Source organism: Flagellimonas sp. L-11, assembly GCF_056857735.1.
The window spans coordinates 173,257-192,564 of sequence record NZ_JBSXNR010000068.1; the positions used below are offsets into that span (position 1 = coordinate 173,257).

The following is a 19,308-nucleotide window of genomic DNA, read 5'->3' on the forward strand; positions in this document are numbered from 1 at the left end:
GATGCTTTTTTGTGGATTTGGATGCTTTGTAATCCTCTTTTAAACCAATACGCCAACCTTAAATTAAATATTTGCACGTATTTTTGGCTTCATGTCAGATATCGATATCATTGGTCAGTATAGGGAACAGTTTGTTACGCACTTACAAACAAGGATAAAGCTGGGGGAGCCCAAAAACCTTTACGAACCTGTTCACTATATTTTAGGATTGGGAGGCAAACGAATGCGTCCCATACTTACTTTGATGACGGCCGAGGCCTTTGGCGTAAAAGCGGAGGATGCCCTGGATGCAGCATTGGCAGTGGAAATGTTCCACAACTTTTCGTTGGTGCACGATGATATTATGGACGATGCCCCGCTTCGACGCGGAAAAACAACGGTGCATGAAAGATGGGATGTTAATACGGGAATCCTTTCTGGTGACGCCATGTTGATTCTGTCCTATCAATTTTTTGAAAGCTACCCAGCGGAAACATACAAAGAACTCACAAAATTGTTCAGTAAAACCGCATTGGAAGTATGCGAAGGCCAACAATACGATGTGGACTTTGAGACCCGGGACGATGTTACCATTCCCGAATATCTTAAAATGATAGAGTACAAGACCTCTGTGTTGGTCGCAGCCGCCATGAAGATGGGAGCCATCGTAGCCAATGCTCCAAAAAAAGATGCCGATGCGATTTACGAGTTTGGACGCAATCTGGGCATTGCCTTTCAGTTGCAAGATGATTATTTGGATGCCTTTGGCGACCCCAAAACCTTTGGAAAACAGGTTGGTGGGGACATTATGGAGAACAAAAAGACCTATTTGTTCCTAAAATCCTTGGAAAAAGCCTCCAAAGATGATCAAGATGGCTTGTTGCATCTGTATTCCATTAAACCTGAAGATTCCACAGCGAAAGTGGATGCGGTGAAAACCATTTTTAAGGAAAGCGGGGTAGTGGAGGAAACCAAAAAAGCCATCCAAGAGTTTACCCAAAAAGCATTTGATGCTTTGGCAAATACCGACCTTCCAGAAAAAAACAAAGCCTTGCTAAAGCAATTTGGCGAAAGTTTGATGGAGCGAACCGTTTAAAACAGCCGTTTGAACAATGCTCTTATAAACGGCATCGGTTTGGGTGCGGTCACAATTTTTAGCTCTTCCCACAGATTGGTCTCGTTCTCCAGGAATTTCAAAATCAAGGAAGCCTTTCTTCTTTTGAACATTGACTCGAAGATTTCGTGTCCTAGATGATTGCTCTCATATAAAATGTCCAGCAAAAGCATATCGTAGAACAAAAACCTGCTTTTTTGATGGAACTCGGACAACGGTTTCCCGGTTTTCAGATGACTTACCAATTTGGGCACTTGCTGGCTCGTGTTATAAAACGTGTAGCCTGTGCTTGGTTTGGCCCAACCCCCTGCGATACCGATGCGGGAAACACGGTCGGTGTTGTGTTGATGAAATGGGTGACAGGTCATGGGAATGCTGCCAAACTCAGTTTCCACAATGGCGTATTTGGTATTGTTATATTTTTCTTTAATGTATGTTTTGATGGCCTCTTCGTACTCGCTTTTCTCCAAAAGATGCTCTGAAAACAGGGTGTATTCCACCAAGGCTTCTGTTTCTGAAATTGGAAGCACATACATAAAACGTGTATTGCCTTTTTGGGGGACGGAGAAGTCCATAAAAGTAGCTTCGCCCGGATTAAAAACAGACTGGTCGGTTTTTATTTGCCATCCCAAAAAGTGTTGTTGCAAAACGGGAAACTCCTTCTGTTTAGTTGAAATTGATGCGTCGTACAAGCTGGAAAACACCTTTTTGCCCGTAGAGGTCTGTGATTGGGTGGTTACCAAAACCTCATTTTCTTGCTCTTGGATATCGGTTACTTCTTCCTGAAGCCAAGTAATGTTGGGATAGGTTTTTACCTTTGGTAAAAAGTGATTGTAGAAGTCAATACTGCGAAGCATTTTGTAAGTGTAGGGTGAAATGGAGGTGGATTTTTCAAGTTGCAGTCCGCCCACATAAATGTTGTCCCAAGTTTTATGGATTAAATCATCAAACGGGCCATTGCCCCGTTCCCAAAAGCACCAAGTTCGATCGTTTTTGGACTTGTCGTCCTTGTCAATTATTAAAATTGATTTGGAAGCAAAGAATTTGTCCTTGCCCAAGGCATCGGCCAACAACAGGCCAGCAGCTCCCGCTCCTATAATGATGTAATCGTAGTTGGGCATGGGTTCAAAGATAGGGGAAAGAAGGAATAAAGATTTTTATAAAAGCATGAATACTTTAAAGCAGGATGTACAGTGCGAATTGCTATTGAAGTTTATCGGTCAAGGCTTCAATAAGATTAAGTAAATCATCTTCAATAATCTGCCAAACAATTTCTAGATCAATTCCAAAATATTCGTGAACAATGCGATTTCGGAAACCTCTTAAATGATTCCATTCAATTTCTGGGTTATCGGATTTGTAGTCTTCGCTCAAGCGGTTGGCCGCTTCACCGATAATTTCAAAATTTCTGATAACTGCGTCCACGGTTTTACCATCATCTTCAAAGTCATCAAACCCCATGTCTTTGGTATATAATAAAATCTTTCGTGCAGATTCAACCATATCGCCAATTAAAAGGGAATAGTCTCTTTTAGACATAAATCAAGTCGGATAGAATGGTGTTAAGATATTGCTCTTTGATACCCTTTTTGGAAACCAAATCTACTTTTAGACCCAAAGCTTTTTCAATCTCGTTGGCCAAATCGATAAATCTGATTCCTATTTTCCCATCAAATTCTACCATAATATCAATGTCGCTGGTATCTGTTTGCTCATTACGAGCGTAGGAACCAAACAAAGCCATAGAGGATATGGGGTAGCGTTCTTTTAAACGTACCTTAAGCTTTGAAAGTTTGTTTACTATATTTTGGGTTGTTTCCACACTCAAAGTTAACAATTCCCTCTAAAAATATTCTTTTTTGGAATACTCTTGGGGTGAATTAAACCATTTTGGTATTAAAAAACCGTATACCGCAATCCAAAGAACCCGCGGATGCCTTGGTTGGGGCCGTACACGTAGGCGGGGTCAAAAGTAAGGGCGTAGGGATTGTTCGGTGTAGCCACGGCATTACCAGAACTGTCAAAAGTCACTTCTTTGTCAAACGGGTCGTTGGCTCGGGCAATGATAAAGGGATTGCCCCGGTTCGGCGTCCAATCCAACAGGTTTTTGATACCTCCGTAAACTTCAAAATTGTTCAATCCTTTGTAGGTAAACTGGATGTTCTGGATACTCCACGTAGGAGAATATTCCTGTCTCGGGTCCAGGTCACCCAAAAGGGGCAATCGCATGGGGCCGTATAAATTTCCCGTATAGTCCGCTGTCAATTTTAACGAGTGAAAGGTGTATGATAAATTCCATGTAGCGGTAATGCTTTCGGTTAGAATCTGTTGCTGGGTCACTCCGTTTTCGGTACTGCTCACATCCTGCCAAGTGGCCCCGACCATAATCTTAAAACTGCTCGGAAAAGCAATATCCAAATTGGCACTTACCCCTTGCGAAACTGATTTTCCATCCAGATTATCATAAATGATTTGGTTGGGATCGGTCTCGTAATCAGGCAAGATTACGTTGGAAAATCTAGTGTGGAATGCCGAAGCATCAAGTCCGATAAAGGTGCCGTTATCACTATAAATCTTCTTCAAATAGTTGATGTTGACATTAACTGACCGTTCGGGTTTCAGCTCTTCAGCAATAATCACTTCCCGCGCACCGGTCAATGCTGCGTGTTCCTCCGTAAACAAATTGACTACGCGAAATCCCGTTCCAGCGTTCACCCGAAAAATATCGTTGTTGGAAACCTTCCATTTGTAGGCGGCCCGGGGAGTTAAAATATTGCCGTGTCTTTGGTCATAATCATACCGAAGCCCCACCAAAAAGGAATGTTTGGGCGCAAAACTGTATTCATCCTGCGCAAAAAGACTCGGAATCCAAATGTTATCGGCCTCAGTGGTCGCAGGTGTATTGTCGTCATAATAATTGTACCGAATCGCACTTCCGAACAGCAAATCGTGATTGCCGGCGATTTTGTCCCAAGTGAGCTGAGCAAAACCAATGCGCTGGTCTGCCAAATATTCCGTATCGCCATACACCGAGTTCTGGTTGTGGTCATTATAGGAAAATGACAAGAGGAGTTTTTCTTCCAGAGGCAATTGATATTTCCCCAACACCTCCCATCTACGGGTGTAGATGCTTTCGCCATAAATTTCATCGCCACCACGATACTCCGGCGTCCATTGCATTTCGCCACCCCAACGATCCTCATAAAAAAAGCGTCCCGCCAAAGAGAACAAACGGTTATCGCTTCGCTCAAAATTCCACTTTTGAAAAATGGAAATACGATCTTGAAGGGTCAGATCGGTAAAATTATCGCCGTTGTTGTCCACGGGGATGTCGTAATTAAAATAATTGACGCCCAAAAGAAGATCTGTTTTTTGGCCAATTTCAATTTTACTGCCCACATCCAAATTGTACTCGCCCCAACTCGTGGCAAAGCCATCGGCAAAAAATTCCGGAGCGCTCAATGCATTTTTGGTGATGATGTTGATGAGTCCACCCACAGCCTCACTTCCGTAAAGTGAAGAAGCAGGGCCTTTTACGATTTCAATCTGCTCAATCAAGGAATTGGGAATACCCGTAAGGCCATAAACCGTCCCCAAACCACTTACTATGGGCATCCCATCGATAAGAACCAAAGTGTATGGTCCCTCTAACCCGTTGATGTGAATATCTCCCGTGTTGCACACATTGCAATTGATCTGCGGACGCACCCCGTTTACGTTTTGAAGTGCATCAAAAACACTAGCAGTAGGGTTCTTTTTAAGAAAGTTAGGGGAATAGACCTCGACGGGCACGGGACTTTCCAATCGGCTAACGGGTTTGAGGGTGCCCGTGACCACGGTTTCATCCAAACTTTGTGCAGAAGCATCCAATTGTATGTTGATGGTTTTTGATTCATTGGCGCTTAAGCTGATTTTGGTTTGATACGATTGATACCCCAAAGAGGTTACCAATAATACATAGTCGCCTGGCTCAACGTTTGCCAACTCAAATAGACCATCAATATCCGTAGCAGCTCCTATTTCGGTTCCTTTCAACACCACATTTGTCAAGGGTATTGGTTCTCCGTTGTCCGTAACCTTTCCATTTAAAGATGCTGTTTGCCCAAAAGAACAACTGCTTATCAAACCAAGCCATAAAAAGATGATATGCCTATAAATTATTTTCAATGTATATAAAATTAAATTTAGACAAAACTAAAAATAGATTTTGTTAAATAAAAATGTATTTTTGGAAAAATATTTTTTGATGACTAGATCGGAGGAGAATTATTTAAAGACCATTTTTCATTTAGGTGGTGGCGATTCCAAGTCCATAACTACCAATGCGATTGCGGAGCAAATGGAAACAAAACCATCTTCCGTAACCGATATGGCAAAGAAATTATCGGAAAAAGGATTGGTGGATTATGTCCGGTACCAAGGTATTTCATTGACCGATGCAGGGATAAATACAGCTTTGTCCATCATTAGAAAGCACCGATTATGGGAGGTTTTTTTGGTGGAAAAATTGGATTTTACTTGGGACGAGGTACACGAGGTGGCCGAACAACTGGAACACATCAAAAGTGAAAAGTTGATTGACAAGATTGACGAACTCTTGGAATTTCCCAAATATGACCCTCACGGCGATCCCATTCCTACCAAGGATGGAAAGTTTCAGGAGCGTGATGAAAAATTGCTCAGCGATATGCCCATCAATTCCAAAGGAGTATGTGTTGGGGTTAAGGATTCTTCCGTACCCTTTCTCAAGTTCTTGGATAAAAACAATATTGCCTTGGGAAACACCATCAAAGTTTTGGACAAGGAAGATTTTGACAATTCCCTGCGCATCCAAATGGAGGGCAAGGAAATGCGGATATCACATCAAATAGCATCTAATTTATATGTAAAAAAGAACGATTGATGAAAGAAGTAATACACTATTTTCAGGAAATAGACCCGGTATTGGCAGCGTTGTACGCGACGCTTTTTACATGGGGACTGACTGCTGCCGGGGCAGGCCTGGTTTTTTTGTTCAAAAGTCCAAAGAGGGCTTTGATGGATGGCATGTTGGGCTTTACGGGAGGTGTTATGGTCGCTGCCAGTTTTTGGAGCTTGTTGGCACCAGGCATTGAGATGAGCGAGGGGGAAGGCTTTGTAAAAGTGATTCCCGCAGCCGTTGGTTTTTTGCTTGGAGCGGGTTTTATTTTTGGTTTGGATAAAATTTTGCCCCATTTGCACATCAATTTTAAAATGGATGATGCAGAAGGGGTAAAGACGCCCTGGCACCGCACCACGCTACTGGTCTTGGCCATTACCTTGCACAATATTCCCGAAGGATTGGCAGTCGGTGTCCTATTTGGAGGTGTTGCTTCTGGCTTTGAGGGCGCAACCATTGGGGGTGCTGTGGCTTTGGCCTTGGGTATCGGTTTGCAAAACTTTCCAGAAGGTTTCGCTGTTGCCGTACCAATGCGCAGGCATGGTCTCAGTCGAAGAAAAAGTTGGATGTACGGTCAGGCCTCGGCCTTGGTAGAACCCATAGCAGGGGTATTGGGAGCTTGGGCCGTATTGACATTTGAGCCCATTCTTCCTTATGCCCTTTCGTTTGCCGCGGGTGCCATGATTTTTGTGGTGGTGGAGGAGGTAATCCCCGAAACGCAACAAGACAAATACACCGATATCGCCACAATGGGCTTTATCGGTGGATTTATAATTATGATGACCTTGGATGTTGGGCTGGGATAGATTTATTTATCCCCCGATCAAATCAAAAACACCCTTGGTCAAGAACTGATCGGTGTCGGTTAGTCCTGTTGAGATGATTTCGGTATACCCACCATAAGTATTGCCTTGTTTTACGGGAACACGTTCAAAAGTGTATCGACTCCCTTCTTTATTCACCAATTTTAGCACGTAGGAAGTCCCCTCGGATTCAATTACTGCTTCTTCCGGCAAAGAGAGGGGTTTGATGGTGTCCGTCATAATTTTGGCATCCACGAACATACCTGGCAGAAAGTTCGCATCCTCCTCGTGTTCCAAGTGCCCGTGTACCTTGATGGATCTTTTGGCACCGTCAATGGAGGTGCCTACCAAATAAACTTCTGCATTAAAGGCATCTTCTGAAGCTTCTGGAATCCTGAACTGGATTTTTTGGCCTTTTTTCACTTTTAAGATGTCTTTCTCAAAAACCGTGAGTTCCAAATGTACGTGGTCGTTGTCCACAATCTCCAAAATCTCCGTGGCAGGAGAAACATAGCTTCCCTTGGCCACATTCATTTTTGTGATGCTTCCCGAAATGGGTGCATAAATGGGCGCTTCTGATGTAATCTTGCCCTGCTCTACATTACTGGGTGATATGTTCAGCATTTGCAATTGCTCTCGCAAGCCTTGGTAACGGGCCTTGGCTGTTTCATAATCGCTCTTGGCTTGGAGAAAGTTCTTTTGCGAGGCGATTTTTTCTGCAAAAAGGGTTTGGTTTCTTTCAAACTCGGCTTTTAAATAATCCAACTGATTGAAAACCTCCAGATATTCTTGTTGCATCTTCAAAAACTGCTGGTTTTCCAAAACCACCAAAAGTTGCCCCTTTTTTACTTGGTCACCGACCAATAGTGACGTCTTTTTTACAAAACCGCCCATAAAGGCCATTACACTAGCCCGGTTTTCGGGCGGTACATCTATCATCCCAGAAGTCTCCACCATTTTTGGGAAGGTTCTTTTCTCCATCGGACCAATAGTGAGGTCATTGGTGTCGAGTTGATCTTGAGTGACCACGATTCCTGTTTTTTCTTGTTGTTCTTCGGAAGAGGATTCTTCGTTGTTTTTGTTGCCACAGCCCATCAACAGAAGGAGAACAGCGGCTATTTGAAGTATATTTTTCATTGTTATAATGTTATTGTCAAGTAATTAATGGCGATTACGGTTTGATTGTATTGGTTGAGCACATCCAAATAATCCAGTTGGATCTCGTAGGCGTTTTCTAAACTTTGGATGTATTGGAAAAAGTCGATTTCCCCGTTTTGAAAGTTTCCAGAGGCCGCTTTCAAAATCTGATCGGAAAGATGACCGCCTTCGTCTTCGTAATAGGAGAGTTCCTTGGCCTGTTGTTCCAATTGCCCCAGAAGGGTTTTGTAGCGTTGGTTCATCGCAATAGTGATTTCGGTATTTTCCATCTCCGTAATCTTGGTCTGGATCTTGGACGATTTCACCTTGCTACTGTGCCCAAAGAAGAAAAGGGGAATACGGACACCCAGCTGAATACCGTAGAGCGATGTTCCCAAGCCCTTGTTGGTCCCTTGAAAATATTCCAGGTTCAGGTCCGGCAGCAATCTATTTTCTTCCAGGCTCTTTTGGGCATTGCTCAACTCTTGTCGCTTGTCCAAAAATGATGCTTCCGTTTCCAACATTCCTTGCGCATTCAACACCTTAAGTTTTTGTGGTTCTTCATCCACAAGCTCCAAGGTGTCTTCAATCTGCACCAAGCTCACAATCTGATTATAGGTGGTGAGTTGTTGCTGTTGTATCTTGGAATAGGTGTTGGCAATTTGCCGTTGTTTGGCCGTGGCTGTCACCTTTTCCAGATAATTGGTCTCCCCGAGTTCAAAACGTCGGGCGGCTGCGTGCGCAAATTTGCTATAAATACTGTCCAGCGAAGCGTAAAGCCTTGCTTTTTGGTTCAAGGTCTGGTATTGGTAATAGGCAATACTCAGGTTTTGGTACAGTTGCTTCTTTTTTATTTCAAACGAAGATTTTTGAAGCTCATAATGCGATTTTTGAAGTCTGTTTTTTGCTCCGTACACCGTAGGAAACTCAAACTGCTGTTGCGCTCCAAAAACCTTGAGCGGTTCCCCGTTCAAGGCTAGGTTGTTCTCATCATACTGGTAATAAATATCCGTTTTATCAAACTCAAAAGCGGTTCCTATGAGGGTTTCCGCCTGATCTACCAGTAAGGATTCGGCTTGGATTCCTTTGTTATTTTCAAGGGAAAGTGCCATTAAATCCTCGAGATTCAATTTAGTTTGCGAAAACCCTGAAACTGAAATCAACAGCAACATAATGGTCAAAGCACTCTTTTTCGCTTTACGGTCTTTTCTTCTTTTTCCCATCCCACTAAACTTAATATGGTGTGAATACGCATATAACACGGGCAAAACCACCAAGGTGAGTAGGGTGGCCGTTACCAATCCGCCGATGACCACTGTGGCCAAAGGTCGTTGTACTTCGGCACCGGCGTTGGTGGATACCGCCATGGGCAAGAAACCTAAAGCTGCTGCGGATGCGGTCAACAACACGGCTCGGAGCCTATCTTTGGTACCTTGTTTGATCAAATCTTCCATGGAGTTGAAATCACTGCCTTTCAGTTCCTTAAAATGTTCAATAAGCACAATGCCATTCAATACCGCAATACCAAAAAGAGCAATAAAGCCCACGCCTGCAGAAATACTAAACGGCATGTCCCGTAGCCAAAGCAAAAGCACACCTCCAACGGCAGATAATGGAATGGCCGAGAAAATAAGCAAGGCTTCTTTAACAGAACCAAAAGCAAAATAGAGCATAATAAAGATGAGCAACAAGGCAATTGGAACGGCAATCAACAATCTGGCTTTTGCATTTTGAAGGTTTTCAAACTGGCCACCGTAAGTGATGATGTAGCCCGGGGGTAGTGTAATGTTTTCATCGACCAATAATTGCACATCGTCGACAACGGATTGAAGGTCACGGTTCCTTACATTGATGCCGACAACGATACGTCTTTGGGTGTCATCACGGGATATTTTGGCGGCCCCTTTTTGATGGGTAATCTCGGCCAATTCGCTCATCGGAATTTTTCCGCCATTGGGGATATCCACATAAAGGTTTCTTAAGTTGGAAATATCTTGACGGTTCTCGGAATCCAAACGAATGGCCAGATCAAACTGTCGCTCGCCCTCGAATACACTGCCTACCACTTTTCCTGCGAATCCCATCGAAATCATTTCGTTGAGGTCGGCTATGTTGAGTCCGTGGCGTGCAATTTTGGAACGATCAAAAGAAACGTTCATCTGGGGCAAGCCTTCCACTTTTTCCACTACAATATCGGAGGCTCCCTCCACATTTTGGATAAGATCTTTGATTTCGTTGGCCTTTTTGTTCAATGTTTCCAAGTTTTCACCAAAAATCTTGATAGCGATGTCCGCCCGGACCCCGGTGATCAATTCATTGAAACGCATTTCAATAGGCTGGGTAAACTCAAGTTCCATGCCTGGGATTACAGCAAGGGCTTCTTTGAACTTATCTGCCAATTCATCCTTGGTTTTGGCAGATACCCATTCATCTTTGGGTTTAAGGGAAATTATCACATCACTTTCTTCCATGGACATGGGATCAGTGGGTACTTCCGCAGCACCTATACGACTTACTACCTGTTTGACCTCGGGAAATTGATCTATTAATATCTGTTCGATTTTTGTGGTGGTTTCCACTGTTTTGGCCAAAGAGGTCCCTGTTTTTAGTACGGGTTGAATCACAAAATCCCCTTCATCCAATGTGGGTACAAATTCCCCTCCCATGGAGGAGAACAGCAAAATGGCTCCTACTAAAAGTGCGGCAGCTACGGAAAGCACGAGCTTTTTACTTTTCAAGGCCCATTCGATGACCGGTTCGTATTGTTTGTTGATCCAGTTGACCAAACGTGTGGAGATACTTTTTGCTGATTCCCTGGATGGTTTTAGGAACAAGGCCGATGCAACGGGCACATAAGTAAAGCACAAAAGGATCGCCCCCAATAGGGCGAAACTGAAGGTCAATGCCATGGGCTTGAACATTTTGCCCTCCACACCGCTTAACGATAGAATAGGAATGAACACAATCAAGATGATAAGCTGCCCGAATACGGCAGAGTTCATCATTTTTGTGGCACCCTTGAGGGTGATGTCATCTTTGATGGATTGTGTTTCGTTCTTGCCCAAATTGGCAATCTCTGTTTTCTTTTGGGTGATTTGGAAAGCAATGTATTCCACAATGATCACGGCTCCGTCGATAATAATTCCAAAATCGATGGCCCCAAGGCTCAATAAGTTGGCATCTACCCCAAAAATATTCATCAGGGTAAGGGCAAACAGCAAACATAGCGGAATAACCGATGCCACTACAAGGCCCGAACGCCAGTTGCCCAAGAGCAGGACCACCACAAAAATGACGATCAAGCAACCCAGGACCAAGTTTTCGGTCACCGTGAAGGTTGTCCGCCCAATGAGTTCGCTACGATCTAAAAACGGATTAATGTAAACGCCTTCGGGCAAGGATTTTGATATGGACGCAACCCGCTCCTTAACGGCTTCGATCACCCGTTTGGAATCTGCATCCTTGAGCATCATAATTTGCCCAAGGACTTTCTCGCCCTCACCGTTGCCGGTTATAGCACCAAAGCGTGGTGCACTGCCAAAACCAACCTTCGCCACATCCTTAATGTAAATAGGGATGCTGTTTCGGGTCGTTACCACTATATTTTCAATATCCTTTAGGCTGCTTACCAACCCTTCACCACGAATAAAATAGGCTTGATTCACTTTTTCAATATAGCCGCCACCGGTAACGCTATTGTTTTTTTCCAAAGCGGTGAACACTTCTTTGGCGGTAATGTTCAAGGCGTTCAATTTTTGGGTCTGGATAGCTACCTCGTATTGTTTTAGGTGACCGCCCCATGTATTTACTTCAACTACACCGGGAATTCCGGAAAGTTGTCGTTTTACGACCCAATCTTGGATGGTCCTAAGTTCCGTTGAGGTATATAGGTCTTTGTACTTTGGCTTCACATCCAAAATGTATTGATAGATTTCGCCCAAGCCAGTGGTGATCGGCCCCATTTCTGGGGAGCCAAACCCTTCGGGTATACGACTGGATGCTGACTTGATTTTTTCGGCAATGAGTTGTCTGGGCAAATAGGTGCCCATATCGTCTTCGAAGACGATGGTTACGACCGACAATCCAAACTTGGAAACCGAACGGATCTCCTTAACGCCGGGGAGGTTTGCCATTTCCAGCTCTATGGGGTAAGTGACAAACTTCTCCATATCCTGTGTGGAAAGACTGTTGGAAGTGGTCAATACCTGAACTTGGTTGTTGGTGATATCGGGTACGGCGCCGATGGGTATTTGTGATAGTGAGTATAAACCCACAAGGGCTATAGCTGCCGTAAATAGAAGAACAATAAACTTGTTCTTAATACTAAAGTTGATGATTTTTGAAAACATGATTCATAGAAAATAATAGCATTATTAAAGTGGAATAAGGCTTGCGAAAAGTGTTCAGCAAAGCTGAAATACTATGAATTATGCGTGTTTGGGCGGCTGGAAGAGGTTGTCTCCCCAAATGTGGGAGTAAGACATTTGATAGTGGAAATTGCCTTTGGTGGTGACAGGGATTTCGGAGCGAGAATAGATAAAGTCATCGGCTCCGAGGACAAAAACCAAGGGCTGTGCACATTGCGATTGATGCTGAAAGGGCAGTTTTTCGTGCTCTTTTTTCTCCTCTTGGTGTTTTTGGCTGTGTGAGGCTTTTAGTTCCCCGTAGTGTTTGGATACAAAAACCATAAAGTCATCACCATATTCCTCGTTGTGGAATTGGTAGTGCTCAACAAGCTGCCCAAGTTCCGCCAAATCCTTAAAATGAATGTTGGCCCCCTGGAGCAGAATGAGCAAGGATATCCCTATGATAACTATTTTATTCATCCTGACTACGTAAAGTTACGAATATTACGTAGCAGGATAAATAATGGGGTTTAATTTAGAATAAGTCTCATTTTTAAAAACCATGAGGCCCTATTGGGCCTCGATAGTTGAAATTCCATTGTCTTTTAAAATAGCATTTATTTTTGGTAGCTCTTTATCCAATGTGTTGTTCAGTTTTGCCATGTGGCCATCCAGTTCCGTTGTAAGCTCATCGTAAACCACATAAGCTGCATCAGTGGGTCTTGCATCCCCATTCTCAATGCTACGTTGCAATGCATTGAATCTGTTGTTCAATTTAATGGGGAAGTTCAAGGGATCTTGCCCCGATTGGTTCTTGGTTTGATAAAGGTCCTCTTCGATTCCGGTCAAGATTTCCATAAAATCCTCTGAAAGCTTTTTGAACTTTCTGCTGGAAACGCCTTTGCCCAAACTATCCATTTGTTTGCGGATGCTTCTGATTTGAATCACAGCTTCGTTGGCAATGGTAGCTTTGTCGGTTATTTTGGAAGCCAATTCAAACTGTTTTTGAAGGTCTTCCGCAGTGATTCCTTTCAAGTTTGGATCCATTTCAATTTTAAATGGATAGCTTTTAATGACTTCGTCGCCCACTTTCATTTGCACAGTATAGGAGCCAAGAGGTGCTTTTGGACCTGTTCTGGCCGATGCTCCCCAAATTATGATGCCATCAAAAGTGGTTGGACCAGGGTATCTTAGGTTCCAAGTAAAGGTATTGATACCTTTTGCTGTAGTGGGCTTGGTACTGTTCCCTCGACTCCACCAAGATGCATTGTCGTCCTTTTCATATTTAGGTTGGTTGCCACCAAAAGATTCGATAAGGTTATTGTCTGCATCAAAAATTGAAAAAGTGACCGTATCCACTTGCTCTTCCAAATAGTATTGGAAGTTAGCGTTGTAAATGCCCCTAATCGCATCCGTCGGTTTAAAAAGCACATTTTTTTCACTTTTCAGGTCTTCGGAATATTCCCTAAAGGGTTGGATGTCGTCCAAAATCCAGAATCCTCTACCGTGAGAGCCTAAAACAACATCATTGTCCTTGATCACCAGATCACGGATTGGGGTATCTGGCAAGTTCAATTGAAGGGATTGCCAAACTGCTCCATCATTAATGGAAAAATAAACACCGTGTTCTGTAGCCAAGAATAAAAGGCCTTCTCTCTTGTGGTCTTCACGGATAGCTCTGGCAAAGTGTCCATCCTCTATACCTGTAATGATTTTGGTCCAGGTTTTCCCATAATCGTGTGTTTTGAAAACATAGGGAGCCCTGTCATCCACTTGGTATCTGTTGGCCGCCACATACAAGGTGCCTGGATTGTGGATGGATTCTTCAATAATGCTCACCCTTGAATATTTAGGAAGCTCTTCTGGAGTAATATCTTCCCAGTTTTCACCACCATCCCTTGTGATATGGATTTTTCCATCATCGGAACCGGCCCAAATGGTGTTGATATCGTGATTGGATGGCGCTAAAGCGAACACAGTGGCATAAATCTCAGGTCCGTTCATGTCCATGGTGATCACTCCTCCTGTTTTGCCCAAAGTTTCTGGGTCGGCATAGGTAAGGTCTGGACTTATTTTTTCCCAGGTCTGTCCATCGTTGGTGGTTTTCCAAACGTGTTGGGAACAGGTGTACATTACATTCGGGTCTTTTGGCGCGAACATGATGGGGAAGGTCCATTGCCAACGTTCTGGAAGCGCGCTTGCAGGTTCGCCGGAAAAAAATCTTGGATACACTTGAATGTCCCTGACCTGACCGTTGCTGCGGTCGTAACGTGTTAAAAGAGCTCCTTGGCTTCCTGCATAAAAAATATCGGGGTTGGTCGGGCTTTGTGTAATCCAACCGCTTTCACCACCACCTACGGCATAATACCATCCGTGATTGGGTCCACGGGCTTGTTTAAAATCCCATCCATCGCTGGGCATGGCCAGGGTAGAGTTATCTTGCTGGGCACCCACTACATGATATGGGACGTCACTAGTGGCCATCACATGATAAAACTGTGACGTTGGATAATCTTGCTCGGTCCACGTTTTACCTCCGTTGATACTTACTACGCCACCGCCGTCATTCGAATTTATCATTCTGTTCGGATTGTTGGGGTCTATCCACAGGTCGTGGTTGTCGCTATGGGGAGTGTTTATTTTTTCATCAAAAGTTTTTCCTCCATCGGTAGATTTAAAGAATCCTACATTTAGTCCGTACACCACATCTTTGTCTTTGGGGTCGGCATAAATTCTGGAGTAGTAAAAAGCACGTTGTCTCAGTTTGCGTTCGTTGTTGGTCAATTCCCAAGTCTTGCCTGCATCATCAGAACGGAAAACGCCACCTTCGTTGGCCTCTACAATGGCCCAAACACGGTTGGAATCCGCAGGGGAAACGGTTACCCCAATTTTGCCAATGGGTCCTTTGGGCATTCCCGGGTTTTCGGTAAGATCCGTCCAAGTTTCGCCACCATCGGTAGATTTCCAAAGCTTACTATCTGGGCCACCGCCCCACATTTTCCATGCTTTTCGGTACACTTGCCAGGTACTGGCATAAAGTACATCGGGATCGTTCCGGTCTATGATCAAATCGGCTGCACCGGCCTTATCACTTACATAGAGTACCTTTTTCCACGTTTCGCCACCATCTACAGATTTAAAAACACCACGTTCCTCGTTTTCTCCATACGGGTGGCCCAGTGCAGCAACGTAAACAATATTTTCATCGGTCGGGTCTACTCGAACCCTGGAAATGGCTTGGGTTTCTTCCAGGCCAAGGTGGGTCCATGTTTTACCTCCGTCGGTGGTTTTGTACACACCATCCCCTTGTGTAATGCTACCGCGAAGCTGGGTCTCGCCCATCCCGATATAGACCACATCAGGGTTGGTTTCGGCTACGGCCACAGCTCCCACGGAAGAGCTTGTTATTTGGCCATCGGTGACACATTCCCATGTATTCCCGCCATCAATGGTTTTCCAAAGTCCACCTCCTGTGGCCCCAAAATAATATTCGTTGGGCCTGGATGGGCTTCCGGCGCACCCTAAGGTTCTTCCGCCACGGTCAGGGCCAATATTTCTCCATGTAAAACCGCTGTAAAAACTGGTGTCAACGGTAATAGGGGATGCATTTTGTGCGTAAATAAATAGTGTTGAGAGGAACATGGAAAGTAGCATCCACGTTTTTAATGAGGTTGTTGGTATTCTCATGATGTCAAGGTTGGTTATGAGTAGTTAGAATAAAGCTTCAATTTACTCAAACTTTTTGAATTGGATGTGTATTCCAATTATAGTTCTGGATCATCGTAATTGATTCCGGTTGGATTAAAGAGCTCCCAACGATTCAGGGAATAGTTCCAAGGAGCGAAGGTTTGTACCAATTCTACAAACAAAATCCTGAATTCCTCAATTTCTTTTCGTAACAACTCAAGATACTCGGTATGCTTGAAACCCCACATTTCCAGTCCTGAACAACCGGTCTGGACCTCGCGGGCTGCTTTTCTGATGATAGTGGCGTTTTCCATACGTATTGTATAAAGGTAGCCCTATTTGGACATATAAGCATGGCGTCGTTACGCAGTGGTTCGGCATGGTGACACAACAGGCCCAGTTCTGTTTCTTCGAGAGATGCATACTCCTCTCTTCATCATTTACCAAGGAAGCGATTTTATCGGCCAGGTCAAAAATGTGCCCCCTTTTTTGTAAATGGGCATTTTTTCAAATTCTTCTCGGCTTTTGCCAGGTTCATCGTTGTCTTCGAACAGGTTTTAATGGTTTAGCTGTTGTAAAATTAGTCCGTAATCGTGTTGCAAGTCTTCGTGAAGCAATGGAATTTTTTTATTAATGTACTCCAATTGCCTGTTGTATAAGTTTTTAAGGGTCGTATTCCTGTTGATTGATGGCCGGAAAGATTTCAGTTTCTCACAGAAGTACAGCAACAGTTCCACCTCAGTGGCTTTATTTCCCGAATAGCGGATATACTTTTTGATGGTCCGAAGTATTTTTCGAACACTCTTTTTAATGTAGAAATAACTGTTGATGTTGATGTCGGCGAACATATCATCCACCTCTTCTTTTACGGTTTCGATGTACCCTTCCTCACTTTCGGATTCAAATAGCAAATAGGTGAGGAGTTCCTTATTTTCTTTTTTGAATCGGGCCAATCGCAAACAAAGTTGCATTGTTTCATCTTGCGATTTAAACTTCAGCTCTTTTTTTAGTTGGGCAACGGTGGCAGCCTTCATAATCGACTATCTTAAATAAGAGGCTCCGTTTACATCGATAATGGTACCAGAGGAATAAGCTGCTTCGGATGATGCCAAGAACAAAATGGCATGGGCCACTTCTTCGGGTTGGGCCATTCGTTTAAAGGGGGATTCACGGAGCAGGTTTTCACGTTCGGCGGGGGTAAGGGTCTCTTTGGCCATTTCCGTTTCGGTAAACCCGGGCGCAACAACTCCAACATAAATGTTGTGCGGGGCCAGCTTTTTGGCCAGGGATTGGCTCATGGAATTCAATGCAGCTTTGCTGGCCCCGTAAGCTGGTTTTGTGGGCTCTCCGCGAAAAGCACCACGGGAGGAAACGCTCACAATATGTCCGCCTCCTGTTTCCATCATGGCTTTTGCGCCCCAATAACACAAATTGGCAACGGCAAACAGATTGGTCTCAAAGGTTTTTTCCCATGCATTGGTCCAATGGTCAAAATCCACTTTGTCTATTTCGTGGAAAATGGAAATGCCCGCATTGTTAACCAATACATCAAGTTGACCAAATTCTTTTATAAAGTCATTAATCAAGGCTTCGGTTTCTGTCTTTTGTGAAATGTCCCTTTTAAATAGTTGATGCCCTTCACCCGGCAATGCTGCCAAGGTTTGTTGGGCAACTTCATCATTGCTTCTGTAGTTGATGCCTACTTTGGCGCCTTTTTTTGCAAACGCCATGGCGGTTGCTTTTCCGATGCCTCGGGAGGCACCTGTTATCAATACATTTTTTCCTGTGAAATCCATAAAATGATTCTTAATGCTTCAAATATACTAGGATTGTATGTTCTTGACCCTTAAAAAGAATTGAACTACCTTTAAATCTTATCAAATAGCACCTGATTGTAAGAAGATGAGCAAAAGAAAAAGACATTGGTTGTGGAACGTTTTGATAGTGCTTACCATAGTACTTTGTGTTCTCGCTTTTGTGGAACACTATAAAAACTGGCACAAGATCGAAGAGGGCAATCTAAAGATCTTCTCTGGTATCTATTATCAAAAAATACCCTTGACCGAATTGGACAGTGTATTGTTGGTGGACAAGTTGCCCGAAATGGAACGCTCCAGCGGGTTTTCCTGGATGGAAAGGGAAAAAGGGGTTTTCAACGACTCCATTACAAATACCAAAGTATATGTTTTTGTGGATGACCTGTATCAACAAAAGATAAAGGTGGTGCACCACGATTCCCTTAAAATGTACCTGAATCTTAGGGATAGTCTGGAAACCCAAAAATTATATACTATTTTGCAGCGTAATTTGTTGGGTGAAACTGAGCCACCCGAATAATTTCCTAAATAGTCCTGGTTTACCATGAGAATACTCCTTATTGCCCTATTTCTAGCGCCTTGGTCCATATTTTCACAAAATAACATTTCTGTGCATGTGCACAATGTAGCATCCGACAAGGGGCATATAAATGTGGCCGTCTACAATTCGGATGCTACTTTTTTGTCTTTTGATAGAGTATTTAAAGCTGGTAGGGAAGCTGCTCACGAGGGGATTGTACAATTGATGATTGAAGATTTACCTGCGGGCAAATATGCCTTGGCGGTTTTCCACGATGAGAACGGAAATGGTAAATTGGATACGAATTGGTTGGGCGTACCCAAAGAAAAAGTAGCTTTTTCCAAAGGGAAAATGAAAACCTTTGGGCCGCCGAAGTATAATGAGTGTGCATTCCAAATCCATTCCGATTACGAAATCGACGTAAAACTTTAAAAGTTAAAAAATGGGAACAATTTTTATGGCCCAGCTTATAGGGGCCTTGTACGGATTTTTGGCTGTGATAATTGGGGCATTTGGAGCCCATGCCCTTAAAAAGAAATTGACTCCCGAACTGCTGCAGAGTTTTGAGACAGGAGTTAAATATCAGATGTACCACGCTATCTTGCTATTGGTCTTGGGCTTTAATCTCAGTTTTGACAAGCCCTTGGATTCTTGGATAGTAAACTGTTTTATTTTTGGAACCTTATTGTTTTCCTTTAGTATTTATGCACTTTGCTTGGGTGCTGCAAAAGGAAACAAACCTCGTTTTTTGGGACCGGTTACCCCGCTGGGAGGTTTGCTTTTGGTCGTGGGCTGGGCCTTGTTGCTTTATTCCTTTGTCTCTAATTTAATTTGATGTCAACTACAACCGCAGTTGTCTTGGCCACAGGAATTGGAATTGTTGTTTCCTTTGCTGAAGATTGATTTGGGGAGCAAGAATTTCCAAACCAAATAACCTGCTGCGATGAGTAAAGTTCCGTATGCCAATATTTGTTGAATCATGTTTGT

At 43.6% G+C, this 19,308-nt stretch carries 17 protein-coding genes; 6 read left to right on the forward strand and 11 right to left on the reverse strand.

Going from position 1 to position 19,308, the window contains the following annotated elements; all coding sequences use genetic code 11:
- The first annotated feature begins 91 nt into the window (after positions 1-91).
- Positions 92-1,075, forward strand: coding sequence for a polyprenyl synthetase family protein (locus AC13CC_RS12875; protein WP_326276825.1), 984 nt, complete (start codon positions 92-94; stop codon positions 1,073-1,075).
- Here the strand turns inward: AC13CC_RS12875 and AC13CC_RS12880 are convergent.
- The 4 genes from AC13CC_RS12880 to AC13CC_RS12895 all read right to left on the reverse strand — a co-directional run bounded on the left by AC13CC_RS12880 (position 1,072) and on the right by AC13CC_RS12895 (position 5,260).
- Positions 1,072-2,214, reverse strand: coding sequence for a lycopene cyclase family protein (locus AC13CC_RS12880; RefSeq protein WP_482878091.1), 1,143 nt, complete (start codon positions 2,212-2,214; stop codon positions 1,072-1,074). The genes AC13CC_RS12875 and AC13CC_RS12880 overlap by 4 nt on opposite strands.
- A gap of 82 nt (positions 2,215-2,296) precedes the next feature.
- Positions 2,297-2,632 carry a HepT-like ribonuclease domain-containing protein gene (locus tag AC13CC_RS12885; protein ID WP_326276827.1) on the reverse strand — a complete coding sequence of 112 codons (336 nt, stop codon included), beginning with the start codon at positions 2,630-2,632 and terminating at the stop codon, positions 2,297-2,299.
- Entirely contained in the window at positions 2,625-2,915 is a 291-nt protein-coding gene (locus AC13CC_RS12890; RefSeq protein ID WP_326276828.1) for a nucleotidyltransferase family protein, read from the reverse strand. Before AC13CC_RS12890 ends, AC13CC_RS12885 begins: the two co-directional genes overlap by 8 nt.
- A 74-nt stretch (positions 2,916-2,989) precedes the next feature.
- Positions 2,990-5,260 (reverse strand): TonB-dependent receptor, encoded by a 2,271-nt coding sequence (locus tag AC13CC_RS12895; protein WP_326276829.1) that lies wholly within the window; start codon positions 5,258-5,260, stop codon positions 2,990-2,992.
- A 79-nt stretch (positions 5,261-5,339) separates the two neighbouring features.
- On the opposite strand from AC13CC_RS12895, the gene AC13CC_RS12900 reads away from it, so the two are divergent.
- Together AC13CC_RS12900 and AC13CC_RS12905 are read left to right on the forward strand one after the other, a co-directional pair.
- On the forward strand, positions 5,340-5,996 hold the full coding sequence (locus AC13CC_RS12900) for a metal-dependent transcriptional regulator (protein ID WP_326276830.1): 657 nt from the start codon (positions 5,340-5,342) through the stop codon (positions 5,994-5,996).
- Positions 5,996-6,817 (forward strand): ZIP family metal transporter, encoded by an 822-nt coding sequence (locus tag AC13CC_RS12905; RefSeq protein WP_326276831.1) that lies wholly within the window; start codon positions 5,996-5,998, stop codon positions 6,815-6,817. The genes AC13CC_RS12900 and AC13CC_RS12905 overlap by 1 nt, the downstream gene beginning before the upstream one ends.
- Before the next feature lie 6 nt (positions 6,818-6,823).
- Here AC13CC_RS12905 and AC13CC_RS12910 read toward each other — a convergent pair whose 3' ends face one another.
- The 7 genes from AC13CC_RS12910 to AC13CC_RS12940 form a co-directional block, all read right to left on the reverse strand.
- The gene (locus AC13CC_RS12910) at positions 6,824-7,951 is read right to left on the reverse strand and encodes an efflux RND transporter periplasmic adaptor subunit (protein WP_326276832.1); all 1,128 of its coding nucleotides are present in this window, start codon (positions 7,949-7,951) and stop codon (positions 6,824-6,826) included.
- 2 nt (positions 7,952-7,953) lie between these two features.
- Positions 7,954-12,300: a CusA/CzcA family heavy metal efflux RND transporter gene (locus tag AC13CC_RS12915; protein WP_482878092.1), complete on the reverse strand. Its 4,347-nt coding sequence runs from the start codon at positions 12,298-12,300 to the stop codon at positions 7,954-7,956.
- Positions 12,301-12,378: 78 nt separating this feature from the next.
- Entirely contained in the window at positions 12,379-12,777 is a 399-nt protein-coding gene (locus AC13CC_RS12920) for a hypothetical protein (RefSeq protein ID WP_326276834.1), read from the reverse strand.
- A 90-nt stretch (positions 12,778-12,867) separates the two neighbouring features.
- Entirely contained in the window at positions 12,868-15,984 is a 3,117-nt protein-coding gene (locus AC13CC_RS12925; RefSeq protein ID WP_482878093.1) for a WD40/YVTN/BNR-like repeat-containing protein, read from the reverse strand.
- Positions 15,985-16,061: 77 nt separating this feature from the next.
- Positions 16,062-16,298 (reverse strand): hypothetical protein, encoded by a 237-nt coding sequence (locus tag AC13CC_RS12930; RefSeq protein WP_326276836.1) that lies wholly within the window; start codon positions 16,296-16,298, stop codon positions 16,062-16,064.
- Positions 16,299-16,541: 243 nt separating this feature from the next.
- On the reverse strand, positions 16,542-17,018 hold the full coding sequence (locus AC13CC_RS12935; protein WP_326276837.1) for a hypothetical protein: 477 nt from the start codon (positions 17,016-17,018) through the stop codon (positions 16,542-16,544).
- 6 nt (positions 17,019-17,024) lie between these two features.
- Entirely contained in the window at positions 17,025-17,780 is a 756-nt protein-coding gene (locus AC13CC_RS12940) for an SDR family NAD(P)-dependent oxidoreductase (protein ID WP_482878094.1), read from the reverse strand.
- Positions 17,781-17,886: 106 nt separating this feature from the next.
- On the opposite strand from AC13CC_RS12940, the gene AC13CC_RS12945 reads away from it, so the two are divergent.
- From AC13CC_RS12945 to AC13CC_RS12955, 3 genes are read left to right on the forward strand one after another with little or no spacing between them, the layout of a single operon-like run.
- Entirely contained in the window at positions 17,887-18,321 is a 435-nt protein-coding gene (locus AC13CC_RS12945) for a hypothetical protein (protein WP_326276839.1), read from the forward strand.
- Positions 18,322-18,345: 24 nt separating this feature from the next.
- Positions 18,346-18,753: a DUF2141 domain-containing protein gene (locus AC13CC_RS12950; protein ID WP_326276840.1), complete on the forward strand. Its 408-nt coding sequence runs from the start codon at positions 18,346-18,348 to the stop codon at positions 18,751-18,753.
- Positions 18,754-18,763: 10 nt separating this feature from the next.
- Positions 18,764-19,156, forward strand: a complete 393-nt coding sequence (locus AC13CC_RS12955; protein ID WP_482878095.1) for a DUF423 domain-containing protein — start codon at positions 18,764-18,766, stop codon at positions 19,154-19,156.
- Positions 19,157-19,308: the final 152 nt, after the last annotated feature.

What these genes read in the sequence shown, in the direction of transcription:
- AC13CC_RS12875 (WP_326276825.1), top strand. Translation starts at nt 92, where the DNA reads ATGTCAGATATCGATATCATTGGTCAGTATAGGGAACAGTTTGTTACG.
- AC13CC_RS12880 (WP_482878091.1), bottom strand. Translation starts at nt 2,214, where the DNA reads ATGCCCAACTACGATTACATCATTATAGGAGCGGGAGCTGCTGGCCTG.
- AC13CC_RS12885 (WP_326276827.1), bottom strand. Translation starts at nt 2,632, where the DNA reads ATGTCTAAAAGAGACTATTCCCTTTTAATTGGCGATATGGTTGAATCT.
- AC13CC_RS12900 (WP_326276830.1), top strand. Translation starts at nt 5,340, where the DNA reads ATGACTAGATCGGAGGAGAATTATTTAAAGACCATTTTTCATTTAGGT.
- AC13CC_RS12905 (WP_326276831.1), top strand. Translation starts at nt 5,996, where the DNA reads ATGAAAGAAGTAATACACTATTTTCAGGAAATAGACCCGGTATTGGCA.
- AC13CC_RS12910 (WP_326276832.1), bottom strand. Translation starts at nt 7,951, where the DNA reads ATGAAAAATATACTTCAAATAGCCGCTGTTCTCCTTCTGTTGATGGGC.
- AC13CC_RS12915 (WP_482878092.1), bottom strand. Translation starts at nt 12,300, where the DNA reads ATGTTTTCAAAAATCATCAACTTTAGTATTAAGAACAAGTTTATTGTT.
- AC13CC_RS12920 (WP_326276834.1), bottom strand. Translation starts at nt 12,777, where the DNA reads ATGAATAAAATAGTTATCATAGGGATATCCTTGCTCATTCTGCTCCAG.
- AC13CC_RS12925 (WP_482878093.1), bottom strand. Translation starts at nt 15,984, where the DNA reads ATGAGAATACCAACAACCTCATTAAAAACGTGGATGCTACTTTCCATG.
- AC13CC_RS12930 (WP_326276836.1), bottom strand. Translation starts at nt 16,298, where the DNA reads ATGGAAAACGCCACTATCATCAGAAAAGCAGCCCGCGAGGTCCAGACC.
- AC13CC_RS12935 (WP_326276837.1), bottom strand. Translation starts at nt 17,018, where the DNA reads ATGAAGGCTGCCACCGTTGCCCAACTAAAAAAAGAGCTGAAGTTTAAA.
- AC13CC_RS12940 (WP_482878094.1), bottom strand. Translation starts at nt 17,780, where the DNA reads ATGGATTTCACAGGAAAAAATGTATTGATAACAGGTGCCTCCCGAGGC.
- AC13CC_RS12945 (WP_326276839.1), top strand. Translation starts at nt 17,887, where the DNA reads ATGAGCAAAAGAAAAAGACATTGGTTGTGGAACGTTTTGATAGTGCTT.
- AC13CC_RS12950 (WP_326276840.1), top strand. Translation starts at nt 18,346, where the DNA reads ATGAGAATACTCCTTATTGCCCTATTTCTAGCGCCTTGGTCCATATTT.
- AC13CC_RS12955 (WP_482878095.1), top strand. Translation starts at nt 18,764, where the DNA reads ATGGGAACAATTTTTATGGCCCAGCTTATAGGGGCCTTGTACGGATTT.